General features: G+C 43.5%; 20 protein-coding genes. 3 read left to right on the top strand and 17 right to left on the bottom strand.

From position 1 onward, the window contains the following. Window positions 1-28: 28 nt before the first annotated feature. The 8 genes from NST24_RS01860 to NST24_RS01825 all read right to left on the bottom strand — a co-directional run bounded on the left by NST24_RS01860 (window position 29) and on the right by NST24_RS01825 (window position 8,530). Window positions 29-1,231, bottom strand: coding sequence for a CoA transferase (locus NST24_RS01860; protein WP_017366576.1), 1,203 nt, complete (start codon window positions 1,229-1,231; stop codon window positions 29-31). An 87-nt stretch (window positions 1,232-1,318) separates the two neighbouring features. Then, on the bottom strand, window positions 1,319-1,699 hold the full coding sequence (locus tag NST24_RS01855; protein WP_342462223.1) for a cupin domain-containing protein: 381 nt from the start codon (window positions 1,697-1,699) through the stop codon (window positions 1,319-1,321). A 23-nt stretch (window positions 1,700-1,722) separates the two neighbouring features. Next, complete coding sequence (locus NST24_RS01850; RefSeq protein ID WP_047945860.1) at window positions 1,723-3,483, bottom strand: thiamine pyrophosphate-binding protein; 1,761 nt, start codon at window positions 3,481-3,483, stop codon at window positions 1,723-1,725. A gap of 38 nt (window positions 3,484-3,521) precedes the next feature. Then, the gene (gene aroD / locus NST24_RS01845; RefSeq protein ID WP_135010169.1) at window positions 3,522-4,295 is read right to left on the bottom strand and encodes a type I 3-dehydroquinate dehydratase; all 774 of its coding nucleotides are present in this window, start codon (window positions 4,293-4,295) and stop codon (window positions 3,522-3,524) included. 9 nt (window positions 4,296-4,304) lie between these two features. Beyond that, the gene (locus NST24_RS01840) at window positions 4,305-5,738 is read right to left on the bottom strand and encodes an aldehyde dehydrogenase family protein (RefSeq protein ID WP_135010171.1); all 1,434 of its coding nucleotides are present in this window, start codon (window positions 5,736-5,738) and stop codon (window positions 4,305-4,307) included. Continuing rightward, the gene (locus tag NST24_RS01835; protein WP_286068355.1) at window positions 5,735-6,592 is read right to left on the bottom strand and encodes a citryl-CoA lyase; all 858 of its coding nucleotides are present in this window, start codon (window positions 6,590-6,592) and stop codon (window positions 5,735-5,737) included. Before NST24_RS01835 ends, NST24_RS01840 begins: the two co-directional genes overlap by 4 nt. Before the next feature lie 324 nt (window positions 6,593-6,916). After that, the gene (gene nadE / locus NST24_RS01830) at window positions 6,917-7,738 is read right to left on the bottom strand and encodes an ammonia-dependent NAD(+) synthetase (RefSeq protein ID WP_007498287.1); all 822 of its coding nucleotides are present in this window, start codon (window positions 7,736-7,738) and stop codon (window positions 6,917-6,919) included. 195 nt (window positions 7,739-7,933) lie between these two features. Further along, a complete protein-coding gene (locus NST24_RS01825) occupies window positions 7,934-8,530 on the bottom strand; it encodes an urea carboxylase-associated family protein (protein WP_039166482.1) in 597 nt (198 codons plus the stop codon). Between the two features lie 82 nt (window positions 8,531-8,612). On the opposite strand from NST24_RS01825, the gene NST24_RS01820 reads away from it, so the two are divergent. Further along, entirely contained in the window at window positions 8,613-9,962 is a 1,350-nt protein-coding gene (locus tag NST24_RS01820) for an amino acid permease (RefSeq protein ID WP_024718982.1), read from the top strand. Here the strand turns inward: NST24_RS01820 and NST24_RS01815 are convergent. Then, a complete protein-coding gene (locus NST24_RS01815; protein ID WP_024718983.1) occupies window positions 9,957-10,715 on the bottom strand; it encodes a YqcI/YcgG family protein in 759 nt (252 codons plus the stop codon). The genes NST24_RS01820 and NST24_RS01815 overlap by 6 nt on opposite strands. A gap of 229 nt (window positions 10,716-10,944) precedes the next feature. Between NST24_RS01815 and NST24_RS01810 the strand changes: the two genes are divergently transcribed. Continuing rightward, on the top strand, window positions 10,945-11,226 hold the full coding sequence (locus NST24_RS01810; RefSeq protein ID WP_024718984.1) for a DUF2651 family protein: 282 nt from the start codon (window positions 10,945-10,947) through the stop codon (window positions 11,224-11,226). Here NST24_RS01810 and NST24_RS01805 read toward each other — a convergent pair. The 6 genes from NST24_RS01805 to NST24_RS01780 form a co-directional block, all read right to left on the bottom strand. After that, a complete protein-coding gene (locus tag NST24_RS01805; protein WP_024718985.1) occupies window positions 11,221-11,604 on the bottom strand; it encodes a UPF0715 family protein in 384 nt (127 codons plus the stop codon). The genes NST24_RS01810 and NST24_RS01805 overlap by 6 nt on opposite strands. Window positions 11,605-11,723: 119 nt before the next feature. Then, the gene (locus NST24_RS01800) at window positions 11,724-12,353 is read right to left on the bottom strand and encodes a LysE family translocator (protein WP_024718986.1); all 630 of its coding nucleotides are present in this window, start codon (window positions 12,351-12,353) and stop codon (window positions 11,724-11,726) included. Between the two features lie 125 nt (window positions 12,354-12,478). Beyond that, the gene (locus tag NST24_RS01795; RefSeq protein ID WP_342462222.1) at window positions 12,479-13,666 is read right to left on the bottom strand and encodes an MFS transporter; all 1,188 of its coding nucleotides are present in this window, start codon (window positions 13,664-13,666) and stop codon (window positions 12,479-12,481) included. A 57-nt stretch (window positions 13,667-13,723) separates the two neighbouring features. After that, the gene (locus tag NST24_RS01790; protein WP_007498302.1) at window positions 13,724-14,770 is read right to left on the bottom strand and encodes a Gfo/Idh/MocA family oxidoreductase; all 1,047 of its coding nucleotides are present in this window, start codon (window positions 14,768-14,770) and stop codon (window positions 13,724-13,726) included. Next, window positions 14,767-15,633: an HAD-IIB family hydrolase gene (locus NST24_RS01785; RefSeq protein ID WP_326111454.1), complete on the bottom strand. Its 867-nt coding sequence runs from the start codon at window positions 15,631-15,633 to the stop codon at window positions 14,767-14,769. The genes NST24_RS01790 and NST24_RS01785 overlap by 4 nt, the downstream gene beginning before the upstream one ends. After that, the gene (locus NST24_RS01780) at window positions 15,608-16,933 is read right to left on the bottom strand and encodes a DegT/DnrJ/EryC1/StrS family aminotransferase (protein WP_342462221.1); all 1,326 of its coding nucleotides are present in this window, start codon (window positions 16,931-16,933) and stop codon (window positions 15,608-15,610) included. The genes NST24_RS01785 and NST24_RS01780 overlap by 26 nt, the downstream gene beginning before the upstream one ends. 109 nt (window positions 16,934-17,042) lie before the next feature. On the opposite strand from NST24_RS01780, the gene NST24_RS01775 reads away from it, so the two are divergent. Continuing rightward, entirely contained in the window at window positions 17,043-18,032 is a 990-nt protein-coding gene (locus NST24_RS01775; protein ID WP_342462220.1) for a LacI family DNA-binding transcriptional regulator, read from the top strand. 51 nt (window positions 18,033-18,083) lie between these two features. On the opposite strand, the gene NST24_RS01770 is transcribed toward NST24_RS01775, so the two are convergent. Continuing rightward, complete coding sequence (locus NST24_RS01770; protein WP_342462219.1) at window positions 18,084-19,706, bottom strand: L-lactate permease; 1,623 nt, start codon at window positions 19,704-19,706, stop codon at window positions 18,084-18,086. 43 nt (window positions 19,707-19,749) lie between these two features. Beyond that, complete coding sequence (locus NST24_RS01765) at window positions 19,750-20,697, bottom strand: L-lactate dehydrogenase (protein WP_007498309.1); 948 nt, start codon at window positions 20,695-20,697, stop codon at window positions 19,750-19,752. Window positions 20,698-20,869 lie beyond the last annotated feature (172 nt).

Here is a 20,869-nt window from a genome sequence, read left to right as displayed (position 1 = left end):
TCCGCAGCGTGCGGATCGGTTGAGTGTCTTAAATGACCCCTTTTTCTTCTAACTGTTTACACTCTTCTTCTGTGAAGCCAAGCATTTTCGTTAAAATGTCATAATTATGTTCACCTAAATCAGGCGCAATATGGCGAATACGGCCGGGGGTTTTTTCAAACTTCGGAATGATTCCAGGCACCTTCACTTTTCCAAGACGCGGATGATGCACCTCGACAATATTTTCTCGTGCTTTAAATTGCGGATGCTCAAAGATATCCCGAATGCTTAGAATCGGACTCACAGGCACACCATGTGTATCTAGAATGTCTAGGACGTCATCTCTTGTTTTGGATGCAATCCACTGCGAGACGATCGCATCCATTTCATCGTTATGCTTCAGCCTGGCTGCATTCACAGAGAATTTCTCGTTCTCTAGTAAATCTAATCGATTCATCGCCTCTGCCAATCGATTAAAGGTCGAATCTGTACTCGTCACAAGAACCAAATAATGCCCGTCCTTTGTCTCATAGGTGCCGGCAGGGCTTGAATGACCGCTTAACCCTGGTGAACGCTCACGCACCTTCCCTAGCTTGTCATATTCAGCAACCAAAAATTCTAACATGCGGAACACAGATTCATAGAGAGCCAAATCCACCATTTGCCCTGTTCCTTCTGGATGTGTGTCACGGTAATACATCGCTGTCACAGTGGCAAACGCCACATAGATTCCTGCGATATAATCCGTAAGGGAAAAGGAAGGGCTGACTGGATGCCGATCTGGAAACCCTTGAATATATGTAAAGCCGCTAAATGCCGTCGCAGGTGTACCAAACCCCGCCTTGTCCTTAAATGGACCGGTTTGCCCATAACCCGAAACACGAATCATAATTAAACGAGGGTTGATTTCTTTTAATACATCGTACCCAACGTCCCATTTTTCAAGTGTGCCCGGACGAAAATTTTCAATGATCACATCAACCTGCGCTGCAAGCTTTTTAAAAATGTCTTTTGCTTCTTCTTTGTGTAGATCGAGTGTAAGAGATTTCTTATTCCTTGAAAGCCCTGACCATCTCAAAGGTTCACCATCTGCAAAAGGGCCAACATGCCGCAGTGTATCCCCTTTTCCAGGAATCTCGACTTTAATGACCTCTGCACCGAAATCTCCTAGAAGCACCGCGCCGTATGGTGCAGCAATCATCGTTGAAACATCTAATATTTTGATTCCTTCAAGTGGTGTATTCTTATTCATTGCTTGACTCCCTTTCGTTCAATTGATAAAGGGCTAAAATGCTTTCTATTTTAGCCCCTTTTCTTCTTTCTCTCGTGCAAGGTTTCTTTAGTCCTTCGGCAGCTGCCCTTGCGGTGTATAGAGCCAAATCAGCCATAAAGGTTCGTCCCCTGTGTTCACATGCTGATGCGAGACACCGTCTGGAATAAACATAAAATCATTTTGTTTAAATGATTTTCTTTCTCCATCGCAAATGACTTCGCCAGACCCTTTAATCACATAATCAAATTCCTCTGAACCTGGGTGATTGTGCACCGAGCTTGCTTCTCCCGGCTCAAAAATAGTGAGACCTGCCATCATATGCTCTGATCCAACGGTATCTGGTGTGATCGTTTGAAACACCTTCCGAATCATGTTCTCTTCTGGATGATCTAAACCTAACCATAATGGATGACCGTCTTGAAATGGATTTAACACTTTAATTTTCATTGTTGATTCCTCCCTAGTCATGTTTAGTTCACACTGACATGTGAACGTTTTGTATTTGGTGAATAAATATCATTAATGTTCCAATGTCCATCAGTAGGCACAGGATCATTTTTCATCGCTACATCAATGACACATGGTTCCTGAGAAGCAATCGCTTCAGCCAAAGCTTCTTTGAATTCAGAAGCCGCCGTAATTTTGATTCCCTTCATCCCATAACCTCTTGCAATGGCTGCAAAATCAGGCGAATAGCTTTCTCCATCTTTTCTAAAAACAGTGCCGTATGTCGTTTCATAGTGTGCCATTTGCAAGCCGGCGATCGTCCCAAACGCACTGTTGTTCATCACAATCCACACGACAGGAATGTTTTCTTCCATAGCTGTTGCGAGAACAGATGGATTTTGACCGAATCCGCCGTCCCCGACAAGTGATACAACGACACGGTCAGGCTGGGCAATCTTTGCTCCAAGTGCAGCGGGAGCGCCAAATCCCATCGTCGCAAAACCACCTGGGGTTAAAATAGTGCCTGGGGTGAATACAGGAAATTGCTGTCCGACCCCATTTTTATTCCAGCCAACATCGGTTGTAATGAAGGCATCAGGCGGCAATACTTCCCGCACTTCCTGCAAAATACGTTGTGGTTTCATCGGGAAAGACTCGTCTTGAATATTCGTCAAATTGCTCTTCTGAAATTCCTCACGATATACCGCAATGTCCTTTTTCAATTGAGGGCGATCCAGACCTTCTGGCAGCCTTTCTTTCGCCACACGATTGAGTACGGTCAACGCCTGCTTGAGATCTGCTACCGCTCCAATTTCCACAGGATAATTTCGGCCAATTTCATTCGGATCAATGTCAATATGAATGAGCTTGGTTGATTGGAAATTGAACGTATACTCCGATTCCCACGAACTCGCATCTGCTTCAGCAAAACGGGTGCCTAAAGCCAATATATAGTCCGCTGCTTTACACTGATCATTGATAAATTTCGTCCCCCAAAACCCTGTCATCCCAAGGGTCATTGGATGATCATCTGGCATCGCCCCTTTCCCCATCAAAGAATGGGCAACAGGGATACTCAAATGGTCAGAAAATGCCTTTAACTCTTCTGCTGCATCGGCTAGTAAAATGCCTCCCCCTACATATAAGAGCGGTTTGTCTGCCTGCAGCAATCGATCTAATATCCGATTCGCTGTTTGATCATCAATAGATGGTTTTTCAACGGTGTGTGTATGATGAGCGATTTGTTCAAATAACGACACATCTAAGTCTTTTGAGAACACATCCATCGGAACTGAAATCAGGACTGGCCCAGGGCGGCCGCTTTCAGCTAACTGAAACGCTTTTGATAAAATTTCTGGAAATAATTCTGGAATGTCGACTCGCCATGCTCTTTTCACAAACGGGCGATAAATTTCGTATTGAGAAGCATCGGAATGAAGATTGATTTCTTGGTGTGGGTGCTTTCCGTAGTAATGACTTGGAACATCTCCTGCAATGACAACCATTGGAATGGAATCGAGTGCAGCATTCGCTACGCCTGTTGCCGCATTGGTGAGTCCAGGACCTAAGTGACTGAGCACAACAGCCGTCTGTTTTTTCGCTCGTGCATAACCGTCTGCTGCATGCGCCGCTATCTGTTCATGTCTGACATTCACAAATTGAATACGGCTTTTTTCTAGCGCTGATAAAAAAGCAATATTCGTATGACCGCACAGACCGAAGATATGCTCAACTCCTCGATTTTCTAAATACTGAATGACCTGTGTAGATATATTCTTCTTCATGTTTCTCTCCTCTCACGGTGCAGCTATGAATCTGCTACTCACTGATTCTTTGAAAACACAATCGATAGAACGGTATTCAAATCCTGTATCGCAACTTGTCCAGGTGCTGAGCTTTCTTTCCCTACAGCAAAGGTCATGATAGACCCAAAGAGTCCACCTACCATTCTTGTGAAGGCGCCATATTCCCCCATCGCCATCGAAATAACGGGGATGGACAGATGCTTGTTCGCCTTGCCCGTCGCAGAAAGCAGTGTCAATGCATCCTCATAGGAATGCGGCATGACGGCGATCTTTGCGATATCGGCGCCAACCGATTCTGCATGGGTGAATAGCTCCACAAGCCGATCCGCCGCAGGGGTACGCTGGAAATCGTGGTACGACACAATCAAGATGACCCCGTTTCTCTTAGCCGCCTGACTGACTTGCTGGATATGCGAGACATCATGCATTAATTCAAAATCAACGGCAGCCACAAGCTGAGTGGCACAAAGCTCAACAAGCAGGGAAACCTTTTCACCCTCTGAGAGTGAGATGCGTTCGCCGCCCTCTTTTTCAGAACGAATGGTGAATAAAAATGGGATGTTATCTGCCTTTTCGATCATCCCTTTTAGGGTGTCGATGACTTGTTCCTTGTCATTGAGGTGATTGAAAAAATCCGCTCGCCACTCTATCACATCAGGCTTTTTCTCAGCTAACACCTCAACTTCAAGAAACAATTCTTCCTTTGTTTGTCCAATGAGCGGCGTACAAATCATTGGCTGACCGCCATTTTGCACATTTTTTAACTTTTGCTGAAAGACATTCACATCCATCTGCCCCCTTTATAGCCCATTTGGCAGCACAACCATTTTGGTTTCGGTCATCTCCTCGATGGCGAAACGTGGGCCTTCCCTTCCAATACCGCTTCGTTTAATCCCGCCATATGGCCAGTGATCTAGTCTGAAATTCGATGTCCCATTGATGACTACGCCGCCAGTTTCAAGCTCTTTTGCTGCGTGTAACGCAATATCTAGCTGATTCGTAAAGACACCTGCCTGCAAACCATATCGACTATCGTTTGCTTCTTTGATTGCCTCATCCAGCTCCTCATATGGGAGAATGCTGACAACTGGACCGAACACTTCTTCACAGACGACCTTGGCTTGTTTTGGCGGGTTTAGCAAAATAGCCGGTGTGATGCTTGCGCCATTTCGTTGTCCTCCAGATAGAAGCTCGGCACCCATTTTCTCTGCCTCTTGTATCCAAGCCTCCACACGTTTTGCTGCCTGTACATCAACCATACAGCCGATATCACTTTCACTAGACAGCGGATCTCCAACGACGAGCTGTTCTACTTTTTGTTTAAGTGTCTCAGTAAATGTCGACATAATTTGCTTGTGAACATAAATTCTTTGAACAGAAATACAGCTTTGACCAGAGTTGCTAAAGCCCGTTTTGGCACAAAGAGATGCGGCTTGCTCGATATCTGCATCATGATGAACAATCGTCGCTCCATTTCCTCCGAGTTCCAGCAGTACCTTTTTTAATCCAGCAGAGTTTGAAATATGTTCTCCGCCCACCGCACCGCCAGTAAAAGAAACAAGATTGGTTCTTTCATCAGTGACTAACTGTCTGCCGGCGTCTACTCCTCCAATCACAAGCTGCAGGCTCTTTTCTGGAAACCCTGCTTCAAGCAGGAGCTTAACAAACGCTGTGGCAACAGCTGATGTTTGCGGTGCTGGCTTTAAAATAATGGCATTCCCTGCCGCAAAAGCTGGACCGATTTTGTGACAAATTAAGTTGAGAGGCGCATTAAAAGGCGTAATCGCCAGCACAACCCCAACCGGTACTTTAAATGTCATCGCCATTGCTCTCTGTCCACGGGAAGATACATTGCCAGGAATGGTCTCACCGATTAGTCGATTGGCTTCTTCGGCTGACTGCGCCAGCGTTTCAATTGATCGTGAGACTTCATCTCTTGTATTTTTAAGCGGTTTGCCTAATTCTAAAGAAATGAGTTTTGCAAAATGCTCTTTTTGTTCTTCCAATAAGGCAGCTGCCTTTGTTAGAAGCGTTGAGCGTTCTAATGCTGATATTGCCGCTAATTGTTTTTTAGCTTGCTGCGCAATAGAAAGCGCCTGTTCTATATCTTCTGAGGATGCAAGATAGGATGTACCGATCATTTCCCCAGAGTATGGATTGATAATGTCTTCTTTGACATGGTTTGCATCCAGCCATTCGCCGTTTATATATGACAACGCTTTCAATTCACTCAAATTCTCTCACCCTCCTTCAAGTGACGCGTCCCGACCCCCGCATAACGAACAAGTCTTTCTTCATTCGGACAAGGACCTTTCACTAGGGCACCTTTTGTCAGCTCTTCATATGCATGCGCCACGATGCCCATTCCTCTGGATAAGGAAAAGATGCCTTTTGCCGCTTCAGCTGGAATGTTTAATTCACATTGGATCGCAGCAGATACACCATCTATGTTCATCGTGATTTTTTTCCCTTTTAATTGTTCAAGTTCATGTCTAATCGCCTCAGCTAACCGTAAGTACGTTCCGCTGATATCACCTTGCTGCACATATGTTTGACTCAGCTCATACAGCCGTCTCACTCTAGGATCATCATCATGCAGCTGATGACCGATTCCCGGAATTTTTTCCTTGCGAGCTAACCATGTCTGACATACTTGCTTTGCAGCATACTTCATATCTTTTTGTGCATCATAAACCGCTTTGGCTTCGTATAACATACGCATCGCCTTTTCACCAGCTCCGCCATGAATATCACCTAATAGATTCACCCCTGTTGCAACAGAAGAATTAAACGAAATGCCGCACGTAACCGCCATTCTTGCCGCTGCAATAGACGGTGCTCTTGGCCCATGATCCGCACCTGCGACAAGAACACTTTCAAAAAGAGCTGCCTTCGAATCATCTAGTAATTCACCAACAAGCAGTAGATAAAGCATCTGTGGATACGATAATTGACCAATAAGCTCTTCAATTGGATAGCCCCGAAGTTCAATTGAATTTTTTTGAATATGACTAATCTCAGTCTCCCACCAAGCGCCTCCTTCTTTGTATATTTCCAGTGCACTTCGATTTTTCATTGTGTGAATCATTCCTTTAGCCACTTATTTGGAGATGAACGACTCCTTTTATTCCGTCTAGTGGAATTCAATTTCACTTTTTGGAATGTGTTTTCATTGTAAGCGCATTCGTTTTTATCGTCAATCATTTTTTCTGAAAATACTGTCTTTTGATGAGAAATTAAGTGAATCGAACTAATTATTTCACCACTTCTTCTTCAATTTATCCTTTATTTAGTCAAACAGACTTATGTAGATCGTTCTACTAATTAATGAACCATTTTCGTTTCATTCTGTCAAATTCAGCTGAAATTTGACATAAAAAAACCTCTCCATCTACTGGAGAGGTCACTTATTTTATTTCCACCAGTCATCAAACATAGAAGCTGGTACTTGACGTTTATGTTCTGATTGAACATAGCGTTTTTCAATCGCTTCTGCTGCTTGATCTGAAACTGGTTTTCCTTCTAAGTAATCATCAATTTCATTGTACGTAATACCAAGTTCTGTTTCATCCGTTTGCTGAGGCTTGTCATCTAGCAGATCGGCTGTCGGTTTCTTTAAGTATAATCGCTCCGGCGCCTGAAGGGTCTCAAGCAGCAACCGTCCTTGGCGTTTCGTTAAACCTGTGAGCGGAAGAACATCTGCACCGCCATCACCATACTTCGTGAAAAAGCCCGTCACAGCTTCAGCTGCATGATCCGTTCCAATGACAAGTAAGCCTTCCTGTCCACCGACGGCATACTGTGCGATCATTCTCATGCGTGCTTTGACGTTCCCTTTATTAAAATCAGACAGCGCACCGCCTGTTTCCTTTTGATATTGTTCACTGAATGCCGTCACGGCAGGTGCGATATCATATTTCCAAGACTTGTCCGGCTGAATAAATGATAGAGCCAGCTGCGCATCGTCTTCATCTTGCTGCGTGCCATGCGGAAGGCGGACTGCAATAAAGACAGCATCCTCTTTTCCTTCTTGACGAAGCTCACTTACAGCGAGCTGAGCGAGACGGCCGGCAAGCGTTGAATCCTGTCCGCCGCTAATACCGAGAACGAATCCTTTTGCACCGGTCTTTTTCAAGTAAGCCTTTAGAAATCCAACCCGTTTTTCGATCTCCTGCTTTGGGTCAATTGAGGGCTGCACATGCAACTCTTGGCTGATTTTTTTCTGCAAACTCATACACTTTTCCTCCTAAGCATCCTCTACATGAAGAGAACAGGTTTTACTTCCATTTCAATTGATTTACCTACGATTTTAGCCACTTTATTATATCATGTTTTGAAAAAAGATATTTTTTAGACGTTCCCCTTTTTCATAAATGATCAAACATTCACAAACGAAATAGACCAAGCCGTTTTGACTGGTCTTTCCTTTTCAATCAATCTCCACCCGGATGGATGTACAGCTTGAGCCATTGCATTTTCCAATGTCGGCAGGACATGCAGACACCGCGACAATGAGGTCCATTTCTGCACGCAGACGAATGTAATCACCGGAGAGCGATTTTGGCAGCTCGACAGACAGCTTTCCTTTTTCATCAATGACTGTATTCATAAACGCATTAAAAGGATAATACATATCTTCCTTTGGAATCCCGAATGGCTCAAAAGCCGTTCTGAGATTATCGTAGCATGTATGCATGACCTCTAGGTGCGTCCTGCCGTATAAGAGCTGATACATTTCTTGCCGGCACGCAGGCATATATAAATCATGACATTCGACTGTATCTTCAATGACCGTAAACATTGGCTTATATAAATTAGAATAAAGCTGATCTCCCTTTTTCACCTTGGAAGAGAATAGGCTGTCCATTGTAGCGCCTTGATCAAATTTTTCATAAAAATCCTTTTCATGATAGGCCATCACGTCTGCTACTTGCTGCCCTTCGACATCAACCACTCGCATACATTGTCCTTTTCCTAACCGAAAACCAAGCCCATCCTTTGGTAAAATCACGTATTCTCCGTTCATCACATGCACTCCTTTCCATGTTGACAGTATGCCCAAAACGTCCTCTTGATCATGTATAAAAAAAAGAGGCGGTCACAAGCTAATGCTATTGAATCAGAAAGGTGTTGCACATGCATTGAAAGAAGAACAATCTTTATCTTGGTGGCAGCTTTCACTTATCGGAGTCGGCTGTACAATCGGCACTGGTTTCTTCCTTGGTTCCAGCATCGCTATTACAAAATCCGGTTATTCCGTCTGCATTTCATTTTTGCTTGCGGCAGTCGGCACATATCTCGTCTTTAAACACCTGGCTGCGATGACAGCCGAGAACCCAGATAAGGGATCATTTTGTTCCTATGCCCGAAAAGCCTATGGGCGCTGGGCGGGTTTTAGTAATGGCTGGGTGTATTGGTTTTCAGAAATGCTGATCACAGGGAGTCAACTGACGGCGATTTCTCTTTTTACTCGTCACTGGTTTCCATCCATTCCACTATGGGTGTTTTCAGCGATTTATTCCGCTCTTGCCCTGCTTGTGATTATCATTGGGCTTTCTTCTTTTCAAAAGACGGAAAATGTCCTTGCCGTGCTGAAAACCGGGGCGATCCTATTGTTTGTCGTCCTTGCCGTTCTTGTTTTATGCGGCATTCTCACAGAGCATAGGCCCACCCTCCACCTGCCAAATAAAGACCATGAATGGATGCCGCTCGGCCCGCTCGGTCTATGGAATGGGCTGATTTATGCGTTTTATGCTTTCGGGGGAATTGAAGTCATGGGGCTGATGGCGGTTCATTTAAAAGACCCGAAAGACGCCGCAAAATCTGGACGTGTGATGCTGATCATTCTTGCTGTCATTTATATCGTCTCCATCGGACTTGCGCTTTTGCTTGTTCCAGTGACAGCCTTTAACGAGAATAGCAGTCCATTTATTACATCACTGGAGCCATTTCATTTATCGATTTTCCTTCATATCTTTAATGGCATTTTCATTATTGCTGGGTTTTCCACATTGGTTGCCTCCCTCTATGCAGTCACGACGCTGCTTGGCACGATGTCGGAACATCACGATGCACCTGCTTGTTTTAAACAAAAAGAACCATCTCATGTCAGATGGTCTTCGATCTTGTTAACTGCTGCTGGATTGATTGTCTCGATTTTGCTGGCACTCTTTTTGTCCAAACACATATATGAGCATCTCACAACAGCAGCCGGTTTAACTCTTTTATACACATGGGTGTTTATTCTGCTATCAAGTAAAAAGCTGTCAAAACCATCTACTCGTCAAACGTGTGAAACGGTTCTTGCCCTGCTCTTAATCGGTGCGGCCGTTACAGGCACTCTGACAGAGGCAAGCGGACGACCCGGCTTTTTTATAAGCCTTGGGATCATCGCCGTGATTGGCATCATGGTACTCTTTATGAGAAAAAAGTGGAAACAGGATCAGGCCGCATCATAATTTCATCATGTTTTTTAAAGCAGTAAATGGACATTTGGCGGAGGCTGGTTTCTCCGCCTCATCATCTGAGAGAAAATATTGTTTCCATTCTAAATTTTTCTGATCCCCGTACCATTTTAATGCTGGGTGTACATCTACTTGATCATACGCCTTCAGCCTCTTCCGAACGAGTTTACTCATTTTTTGACCAAATGTGGTGGAACCGTTCATCTTTTCAAACACCCACCTTGGTTGAAAGGCCCACATCACATAAGGAAAGTGACGACTTTTTCTTAGCTTATGCGCTGGTGTCGCGCATAAAATAAAATAAGGCTCCCCATGAAAACAAAATTCCCATTCATGATTTTCAGGATCTGATGGAATTTCCTCTGGCCATTTCATTTCATCCTTTTGATGTAATTGCTGAACAACCGACCAAAACTGCTCCTCATACTCTTCGAGCGAATACTCCTTCATATCCTGCGGTGTTTCAAAAAAGCAAATGAACGAAGCATATTGACCGGTTTCCCTAGAGCAGCTTTGGTATTCCCTTAAAAGCTCTGCTAATTCATTCACGGCCTCTTCTCCCCGCGGATCACCGACAAATCCATAACGCAAATGATCGAGAAAAAATCCTTGTCTGCCTGGTACACACGGAAATGTATCTGCCTCATCCCCTACCATCTCTCCAAACTGCGTGAAGGCATCCTGCTTCCATTCTTCCAGTGATCGTAGATTTTGATCAAGGCAACTTTTTGCATACAGCTGGGCCATTTTCTTCCACCTCGTTTTAGCGTCTTCTCCATAGCCTATGAGGAGGAAAAAGCTGTGGTGACTGTCCTTCAACGACTTTCACTGGACATTCACAAGGTGATTGATTTGCCGGATGAAGCAGGAATTCACTTCCATTTATCTAATCATGTATGAGTATGCTTCTGCATATCATCATTTAGCCGCCTCTATCTAATAGAGTTGGTCATTATAAAAGAAATGGGTGAATGACATGCGTCTTCTTTTTCTCCATCCGATGTATCTGATCTTATTTACACTACCAGTGATGGCTTTCCTTTGGGGATTTGTTGGTTATCTGCTATTTAAACGGATATGGCCTGTCCTCATATTAACGTCCGTGATTTCGATGATTTTCATCTTCGCTTATACTGGATTTGACCTTAGCAATCTATATTGGGTCCTTCTGATGACGGCTCTTGCTTTTGTATCAAGCGGACTCTCGAAGGTCATACACGTTCATGTTCAAGAGAAAAAACGGGAAAAGCCTTTATGATTGTTTCTTCTTTAAAAAGACGGAATCAAGCAGCCAATAAATAAAGGCCGCACAAAAGCTAAATAGATAAACTTTGTAGCTAATAAAGACGACAACACCATAATCAATCCATAATGCGAGCGCCGTACAAACCACCCACGCCCCGATAAAATAAACCAATAAATCACGGCGTCGAAACTTCTCAGGATGACGGTGTAAAACCATTTGGATAGGTGTAGCAAATAGGACATAAGCGATCAAAATGAAAAGACTGGTGACCTCCACATAACTGAATCTGGATTCAGGTGGGGCAAACAACATGGTATAAACAAATGTCGCTGTGATCACAGACAAAATCAGCATACACACATAGTTGAATGCTGGCAGGAACATACGCATGGCAAAAACTCCTTCAATTTTATGTATCTTCCATCATTATTGAAGAGTGTCCTATTTCTGTCAAATATGAAAAAGGGCTAAAATGATTTAGATTTTAGCCCTTTTTCTTATCAACCATTCTATCCAATGAGCGCCATGATCCCTTGATATCCAAAATAGGCACCGAAGCCAAGTAAAGAGAGACCTGCCAGAACGGATAAGCCGTGCAACATTCGTTCATTTAAATACCGTCTAAACGTACTGGCGAGTAGCGCCATACAGAAATCCCATAAGAGCATGCCGATAAAAATAGCCACGCTATACATCAGCATTTGAGATGCTCCATACTTTTCGATCGTATTGGCTAAAATACTGCCATAGATTCCAAGCCAAAATAAAATGCTAAGCGGATTGGAAAGAGAAATGAAAAAGCCCGTCATGAATGAATGCCCGATCGACGTGTTTCCTCCATCCTTCTTTGGACTTTCCTGCAAATTGATTTTACGAAGGCTTTCAATACCGGTATAGGTTAGAACGAAAAAGCCGAACAGCCACAAAAAGGTTTTCACAAGAGGTGCAGTCAAAAGCTGGGCGACACCAAAATAGATGAGGAGCATATAGACAATATCCGCAGCCATAGCCCCCACACCAAAAATCCAAGCGTGCCAAAATCCACTTTTAATCCCTCTGTCGATTTGGGCTGCATTGACTGGCCCAACAGGCGCTGAAAGTGACAACCCTAAAAAGATATAACCAAAAAACACCGCCACATAGACGTCCTCCTTTTGATGCTGACTTGTACATGTTATTCACGCTTTCGTTGTTTTAGTACAAGTCCTTCGTCACCTTTTCTGAAGATATGCTATACAAAAGGAGGAGCCACCAGAGCAGCTGCTTATCGATCGGCTTTCATCGCCGGCGGCTGTGTGGGTATGGTTTCTTTTTTCCGAGATCGATTCATTTGAATGGCAGCCGCAAAAAGGAGAACAGCTAAAAAGGCGAAAACAAAGACGGCGCTTGCCGCACCTGCCCACTCAAGGCTAAACCCAATCAAAAAGGACAAACAAGCTCCACCTAAACTAGCGGCGGCAATAAAATAACTCGTGGCCTCGTCGATGGCATTTTCAATCATTAATGCAGAAGCCGTCAAGGCAATGGGGAACATGCCAGCTGCGCACAGACCGATGAAAAAGATAAGAATTAGCTGCGCGGCGATGTGGGTGGCTAGAGCAAATACGGCGAGTAGCACAATCATCAGCGCTGCGCTTAACTTTAAAAAACGAAGCGGATGCAGCTGATCGGCTTTTCTCGCAATGACAGTTCTGCCAATGACGATCGCTGTCCAAAAAGTAGAGACCGCAAAAAGACCCCAGTTGTCTCCCCCTTTTTCTAGCATGATCGACGGTAAAAAGTTCGCAAAGTTCGTTTCAATTCCTGCGTAGAAACACGCAAAACAGATCATAATCACCACAATCATTCGATTCCCTCGATCAAACAGCAAAGATGGTTTCTTCATGTCTTGAGAAGGAGCTGCCATCTGTCCGTGAGGGAGTTTATTCATAAAAGTAAGCCACAGCATAAGGAAAAAAGTCAGTGCACCGACTTGAAATAAAAATACATAATGCCACGTTTCCTCTGTCACAGTCAGCAGAATCAATAGTGGAAATAATAATGCACCTAATCCAAAAAAGACCTCCATGATGCTGATTCGCTTTGCACTGTTTGCCATTGAAATGACATACGCCCCGGCCGTTGTCTCAAGACTGCCAGCACCGCTCCCAAGGAAAAAACCTGCCACCACAAGAATCGTCCAACCTGGTACCAAAAGGCCAAGAAGAAGCGCTCCGATCATCAGCAGCAATCCCATCGTCAGAACAGCGCCGTAACCTTTTTTCCTCACAAGAATGGGCGACAAAAGAACGCCTGTCAAAAAGCCAATAAACTGAAAGAAGATTAAAGAAGATAATTCCCCAGGACCCTTATCATAACTAGACAGCAAATAAGGCGTTAAACTGCCAAAAAACACATGAATGGTCCCAATAAAAAAATAAAAGATACAGCCAAAATAAAACACCTTTTTCATCTTTTCACTTCCTCTAAAAAGGAGCGGAGTCATGATATCCTCCGCTCCACCTCTTCATTAATATGCGCGGGCAGAGACGACAGCCTCTTCCCTCTCGAAGCACGTATTCAGCGCAGCCTGCGCGCGATAACCATCTTCAAAATCAGCTACCTTCATATGAGATGGATATGAGTTTGTATTTACCCAATGCATCAGCTGATCACGGAATGTATCAGACCATCCATAAAATTCATTCGGCGGATCTGTCAGCAATGTTTGCGGCATTTGATGACGCTCTACACACAAGCCATCACTGATCTCATATTCGTTTTTCATGTTTGTATGGTATTTAAAAACCTTGTCATGCCCCACCACTTCTACACTAAATCCACATTCCTCCGGCTGCGTACTTTTGGACGTCACCAAATGAAAGAACACTTGATTCTCCATTTGCCCAAAAATTTCGGTATGGTCATCAACCTGTACCTTTTTCTCTTCTTTTTCCTTTACATGTGTCAGCATCTTCGTATTAAGGGATTCTTTTTTCATTTCACTGCCAAATAAGTACCACAGCATATCAATCAAATGAATCCCTAAATCTCCTAATGCACCGCTTGTACGCAGACTTTCGCCGCTGTCTCTCCACGAAAATGTCTTTCTTCTAAGGGCACTATTTTTCTTAAAATGTGTCCGTACTGTCAAAACGCGTCCTAATTCACCATTGGCGATCAAGTTCTTCAAAATATTCACAAAGGATAAATAGCGATAGTTAAAGCCCATACTGGCTTGAACCTGGAACTGTTTGGCTGTCTCCACCATTTCCTTCGCTTCTTTTAACGATACAGCCATCGGTTTTTCACATAAAATCGGCTGTCCTGCTCTAAGCGCCTGAAGGGCATGGTCCTTGTGACAGAAGTTAGGGGAAGCAATGATCAATCCATCTGATGCATCCGCTAGTGTTTCGATACTGGCATACACCCGTCCGCCGTACTGTTTAATAAATCCTTGTGCGACGGATTCGTGCAAGTCATAGACCCCAGATAATTCTGCACCTTTGATCGTTGATAATGCTCTAGCATGTGCTTTTGCAATATTCCCTGCTCCAACAATTCCAATTTTCTTCATGAATGTGCCTCCTCATGTTTATACATCACTGTTTTCAATGTTTCATAGATTCCTTTTGCATACCCATGATGACAAATTTGATGATGGTGCCGTTTGGCTTCATCTGTTGCATTTTGGACAAGAAAGCCGTGCGTGACGGATTGAAGCATCCGCAGATCATTCCCACTATCACCAAAAGCAAAGCCCTTATCTTTTGACAGGTTATATTGATTCAGCATAAACCGAACGATTTCATCCTTCCCTGTTCCCACTGGTAAAAAATCAACGTCATAACAATCCGCAGGGTCACCCGCAAGTGGGTTGCATTTGTTGATGTTCACCGCCACTCCCCGCTCCTTCGCAAGTGTTTGGATGAACGATAGATGATGGAGATCTGTTCGTTCATCCTGCTCCTGATAATAGAAATTCTTTTTATACCCAGAGCTGCCTAGCTGCGTTTGCGGCCTAAGGGTGATCCCCTTTTCACGCACGGCTTGCAGAATATCTTCAATTTTTTCGTCTGAAAAGCCCTGTGCATCAAGCCGTTTCATCCATTCTGCATCCGGCTGTCCAAATTTCCCATCTGATGTATACACGATTTCAGTTCCTAAATTCGACGCAATAAAATGCGGGAATTGATAGAAACCGCCTTTCTCCATTTTGCTCGTAACAGAATCGAGGCTGCTTCCCGTCACCCAGCCCAGCATGAGCTGGCCGGCTTCGCTCTTTTCTGCCACAAAAGCTTCCAGCCGTTTTACATCCTCTCTCTGCTCCTCGGTCATTCCGTGAGAATAATAGGTCTCATCGAAATCACAGAAGACGATCCACTGCGGATGTTGTGGTTGATGCACAAGCTTTTTATTGAATGGAAGATTTGATAACATGATGGACCCCCTCGATGACTTTCTCCTGATCTTGCAGCGGCATACCTGGGTAAAGCGGCAAATGGAGTAATTGCTGTACGGCTTTTTCCGTATGTGGAAGTGCCGTTTGTTTATACTTTTGAGAAACAAGATTCGTTTGATGCTGATGCGATAAAATTGGGTAATAGACGTCTGTTTCTATGCCCATTTCCAGTAATTTCTCTGCCAGCTCATCTCGGCTTCCCTTCACCACTCTGATCGGGAATAGATGCCATACATGATCCTCTGTTAGCTTCGGAAGCTTTATGTAGCCTTCGTCCTCCAGCGTTTGCAGCTGATCTATGTATCTCTTTGCCAAGTAAAAGCGTTTAAAGTTTTGTAAACCTAAATATTTCATTCGTTCTAGCCCGATTGCGGCCTGTAAGTTATCAATCTTAGAATTAAAGCCATAGTCACTGCGCTTCACGTTTTTCTTTCCTGCTTCAAAGCCGTGATAGCTGATTTCCATGCATTTTTCGGCTAGGGCTTCATCATTTGTCGCGATGGCTCCTGCCTTTCCGCAAACTCCAAGGTTTTTGTAAGGATTAAAGCTGAGAACAAGTCCATCCCCAAATGCCCCAAGCTCGCTACTGCCAATCGCCTGACAGCCATCCTCAATGATCGATAGACCATGCCGTTTCGCAATTGTCGAAATGGCCTTCATATCCGCTTGCTTTCCATACAAATGAACCGGGAGAATACATACTGTCTTATCTGTGATATGCTTTTCTATTTCATTCGGCGCTAGGCAGTAGGTGTCTGGATCAATATCGGCATAGACTGGAACCGCACCAATCGCAAGCACTGCATTTTCTGTTGCAGCAAAGCTGTTGGCAGGCAGGATGACCTCATCTCCAGGATGGACGCCTGCTGATATTAAACTGATCATCAAGGCATCTGTTCCACTTGATGTGGCAATGACATATTTTTTCCCTAAGTATGCTGCGAGCGTCTTTTCAAACTTTGGAATATAAGGGCCTGATGTAAAACGACCTGAACTTAATACTTCTTTCAGCACCTGCATAATGTCATCGATCTCATCCTCCGAAATCAGTTTATCGACCGGCAGGAACGGTATCTTTTTTTCCTTATTTTGTTTATAATGGAAGAGAATTTTTTCCAAACCTGTACGCGCAATATCTTGCTCAAGGAACGCAGCAAGCTTATCATTCGCTAGATTCTTTTCAACTGAATCAGCCTTTACTTGAACACCTTGATTGATCATATCCAGCAACGGTAGATAATCCTTGCTTTTACCTGATATCTTCGTCAATATTTGCATTCCATTCCCTCCAATTAATCAATTCCATTTGTTAATATTTAACTTGTTTCACATTGTAAATGATGTTATCGATTTCAGAACAATAACTTTGTGTAAAGGATTTGTTAATATGTGTACAATTTATGAAATTGCCAAACGCTGCGGGGTTTCAACGACCACTGTTTCTCGGGTGCTGAACAACCATCCATATGTATCCGAAGAAAAACGCCAGCACATTTTACAGGTGATGAAGGAAATGGAGTATACACCAAGCTCAGCAGCCCGCACCCTTCGGTCACATCAGACAAAAACCATTGCTGTGTCTGTTCCAGCTGTGGACCATCCTTTTTTTGCACAATTGATTAAAGGCATTTCAAAGGAAGCGCTGGATCAAGGGTATAAAGCCATCGTGCTCCAGACGTTTTATCAAGAATCAGCAGAACTTGAAGGGCTTCAATTATTAAAAAGAAAAGAAGTAGATGGTGTCATATTGGGGGCGTTAGAAAATAAGTGGGAAACAATCGAGCCATTTTTAGCAAACGGCCCGATCGTCATGGCAAATGAATTTCATCAAACAGCAGACATTCCGATTATCGGATATGATGAGCGGGAAGCTGCTTATAAAGCGGTTGACTACTTGATTCAATCAGGGCGTACATCCATTGGATTTTGCTTTGATACAGAAAGCAGTGAAGCGCAAAAACAAAGAAAGCAAGGCTATCTTGATGCGCTTTCTGATCACGATTTGCCGCTTAAAGAAGATTGGCTGTTTGGCGAGGCTTTTACCATTGAGGACGGCTTTCGTTTGATGGACTTAATCCACCGGATGCCGGATGCGCCGGATGCGATTTTCACCGGCAATGATCAAGTGGCAGCAGGCCTCATTAAACAAGCCATTTCATATGGATATCACATTCCTAAGGATTTAGCGGTGATCGGTTATGACAATCAAGACATTTGCGAGGTGACAGCACCAACGATCACGACCATCGACATCCCCATCGTCGAGCTTGGCCAGCAGTCTGTAAAACAAATGATTCAGCTGCTACAAGATCAAAAACCATTACAACGTGAACATATTCAGCTACCTACTCGGCTTGTCACACGAGAATCCACATAAAAAAAGACTGAGAAATCTCTCAGTCTTCCATTTTTCAATCAATCGATCAACCTATATAAATTGAGCAAGAATAAATGTCCATATACATACGATGCCGAGCAAAATGAAGCTGTACTTCACTGTTTTTTGGAAGAGCTCAGATTCTTTACCTGTTTCTCCAACAGCTGCTGTTGCAATGGCAATGGATTGTGGAGAAATTAATTTCGCCATCACACCACCGGTCGTATTTGCCCCGATTAACAAACCTGCCTGAGAGCCGATTTGAGAAGCGGTGACTGCTTGAAGGTTGCCGAATAAGGCATTGTTACTCACAACAGATCCCGTAATAAACACGCCGATCCAGCCAAGCACTGGGCTGACAAGCGGGAATAAATCGCCTGTTTTAGCAAGCGCTAGTCCGATAGCAGAACTTAGACCTGCAAAGTTCGCCAAGTTGGCAAAGCCCATGACAAAACAAATCGTAAGAACAGGAACCCAAAGCTCTTTGACCGCTGCATTTAAGCAGGCAGCCCCTTCTTTTAATGTAATATGTCTGCTGAACAATCCTGTTAGCATCACTGCAATTAGAATGGCGGTACCTGTTGCACTAATAACATCAATTTTAAAGTTCGCATCAATCGGTGTTTCTGTTTGAGCAATAGGTGGTAATTTCACAATTTGCTGATGTAGAAACGGCATTTTCACTAAAATGGTTGTCCAGTTGAGCGGTCCTCCTTCAGCAAATAATGCTTTAAAAGCTGGTAGGCTCCATACAGTAATGACGGCAGTTAAAATATAAAACGGAGACCATGCTTTCAGCACCTCAACCCCGCTATACGTTTGTTTCTTCTCAATGGCTGGTGCCCCTTCTTCACGATAAATATGTTTCGGCTGCCATTTTCGTAGAAATAAAGCCAAAATTCCCATACTCGCTAAAGCTGAAATAATATTGGCAAGCTCAGGGCCCATCGTGACCATTGTAACAGCCTGTAGAATCGCATAGCTTCCACTTACAACAAGCAAGGCTGGAAGTGTTTCTTTGATCCCTTTAAAGCCGTCTACAATGAGAATAAGCAGAAACGGGATACAGAAAGAAATAAACGGAATGGTGTACACAAGGGTTTGAGACAGCTCAAGCGGCGTCATATTTCCCATTTGTGCTCCAGTAATAACTGGAATACCTACTGCACCAAAAGCGCCAGACGCAGCATTTGCAATCAAGCAGAGCATGGCGGCTTTCAGTGGTTTAAACCCAAGCTCTGTTAAAAGAGCGGCACTAATCGCAATCGGTACACCGAATCCAGCGGCTCCCTCTAAAAATGCGTTAAAACTAAAACCAATTAATAAGAGCTGTAACCGTTGATCTTGAGAAATTCCTGCAATACTAGAACGAATGACATCAAACTTTCCAGACTTCACAGCAATTTTATAGAGCCATACGGCCATGATGACGATATATCCAATCGGCCACAGCCCATTAGATACACCGAGCACCACAGCAGATAATGCTTTTTCAATTGGCATATGAAAGAAGAAAACAGCTGTTACAAAACTGACGATCAAGGTAAAACAAGCGGCTAATACCCCTTTTAACTTAAATACAGTTAATGCTAGTAGGAAAAACAAGATTGGAAGCATGGCCACCAATGCACTGACGAACTCATTACCAAACGGATCATATATTTGCTGCCACATAGTGATTCATCCTTTTCTGCTCAGATAGGTTGCCTTTGATTGATTAAAAATGAGGAGCTAAAATCTCTTTTAACACATTCACACTGTGTGCGAACTTTTCTTTTTCTGTGTCGTTCAGTGCGAGCTCCATTACTTCTGTTGCACCATTTCGGTTCACAAGGGCAGGTACACCAATGTAGACATCTTCTGCTCCGTATTCTCCATCTAAATAAGTGCTGACAGTCAAAATGCTGTTTTCATTGTGTAAAATAGCTCTAGTAATACGGGCTAAACTCATCGCTACGCCGTAATAAGTCGCGCCTTTTTTCTCAATGATTTGGTAAGCAGCATGACGGACATTTTCCATGATATCGTCTAAATCTTCTTGTTTGTATTGATCATTTCTCTTCATTAATTCTGTGATTGGTACACTTCCGATATTCGCATGGCTCCAAACAGCAAGCTCTGTATCCCCATGCTCTCCAATGATGTACGCATGCACATTGTGCGCCGCTGCTTCAAAGTACTCACTAAGCATGTATCTGAATCTTGCCGTATCAAGCGTTGTTCCACTACCAATCACTCGTTCTTTTGGCAGTCCGCTGAATTTCCAAGTCGCATATGTCAAAATATCAACTGGGTTCGTAGCAACTAAGAAAATACCATCGAATCCGCTTTTCATCACATTGTCTACAATGCCTTTAAATATATTTAAATTTTTCTCAACAAGATCAAGTCTCGTTTCACCTGGCTTTTGGTTTGCACCAGCGCAGATACATACAATGTCAGCATCCTGACAATCCTCATAATCTCCATACCAAGTATTCACAGGATGCGGGGCGAATGCTTTCCCGTGGTTTAAATCCATGACATCACCCATTGCTTTGTCTTGATTCAAATCGATGACTACCAATTCATCTGTGATCGCTTGATTTATTAATGTAAAGGCATAACTGCTGCCGACAAAACCTGCTCCAATAAGTGCTACTTTGTTTACTTTTTCGTTTGTCATTTATCTCATCCTCCTGAGTAAAACTAGGTTGTTTTTCTTATGTGAAGTATTTCACATTCTTATTGTGCAATACTTCACAAATTTTTGCAAGGGGATTGCTCAAAAAAATAATGTAGCCATTTTGTGAACACTCTTATTGTGGTTTTAAACCGCTGTCCCCATACATTTTCTC

It is taken from the genome of Bacillus sp. FSL R5-0286, from assembly GCF_038593245.1.
GTDB lineage: Bacteria > Bacillota > Bacilli > Bacillales > Bacillaceae > Bacillus > Bacillus altitudinis.
Note: the sequence above shows the minus strand (reverse complement) of the source record. Positions and strands in the feature narration are given on the sequence as shown.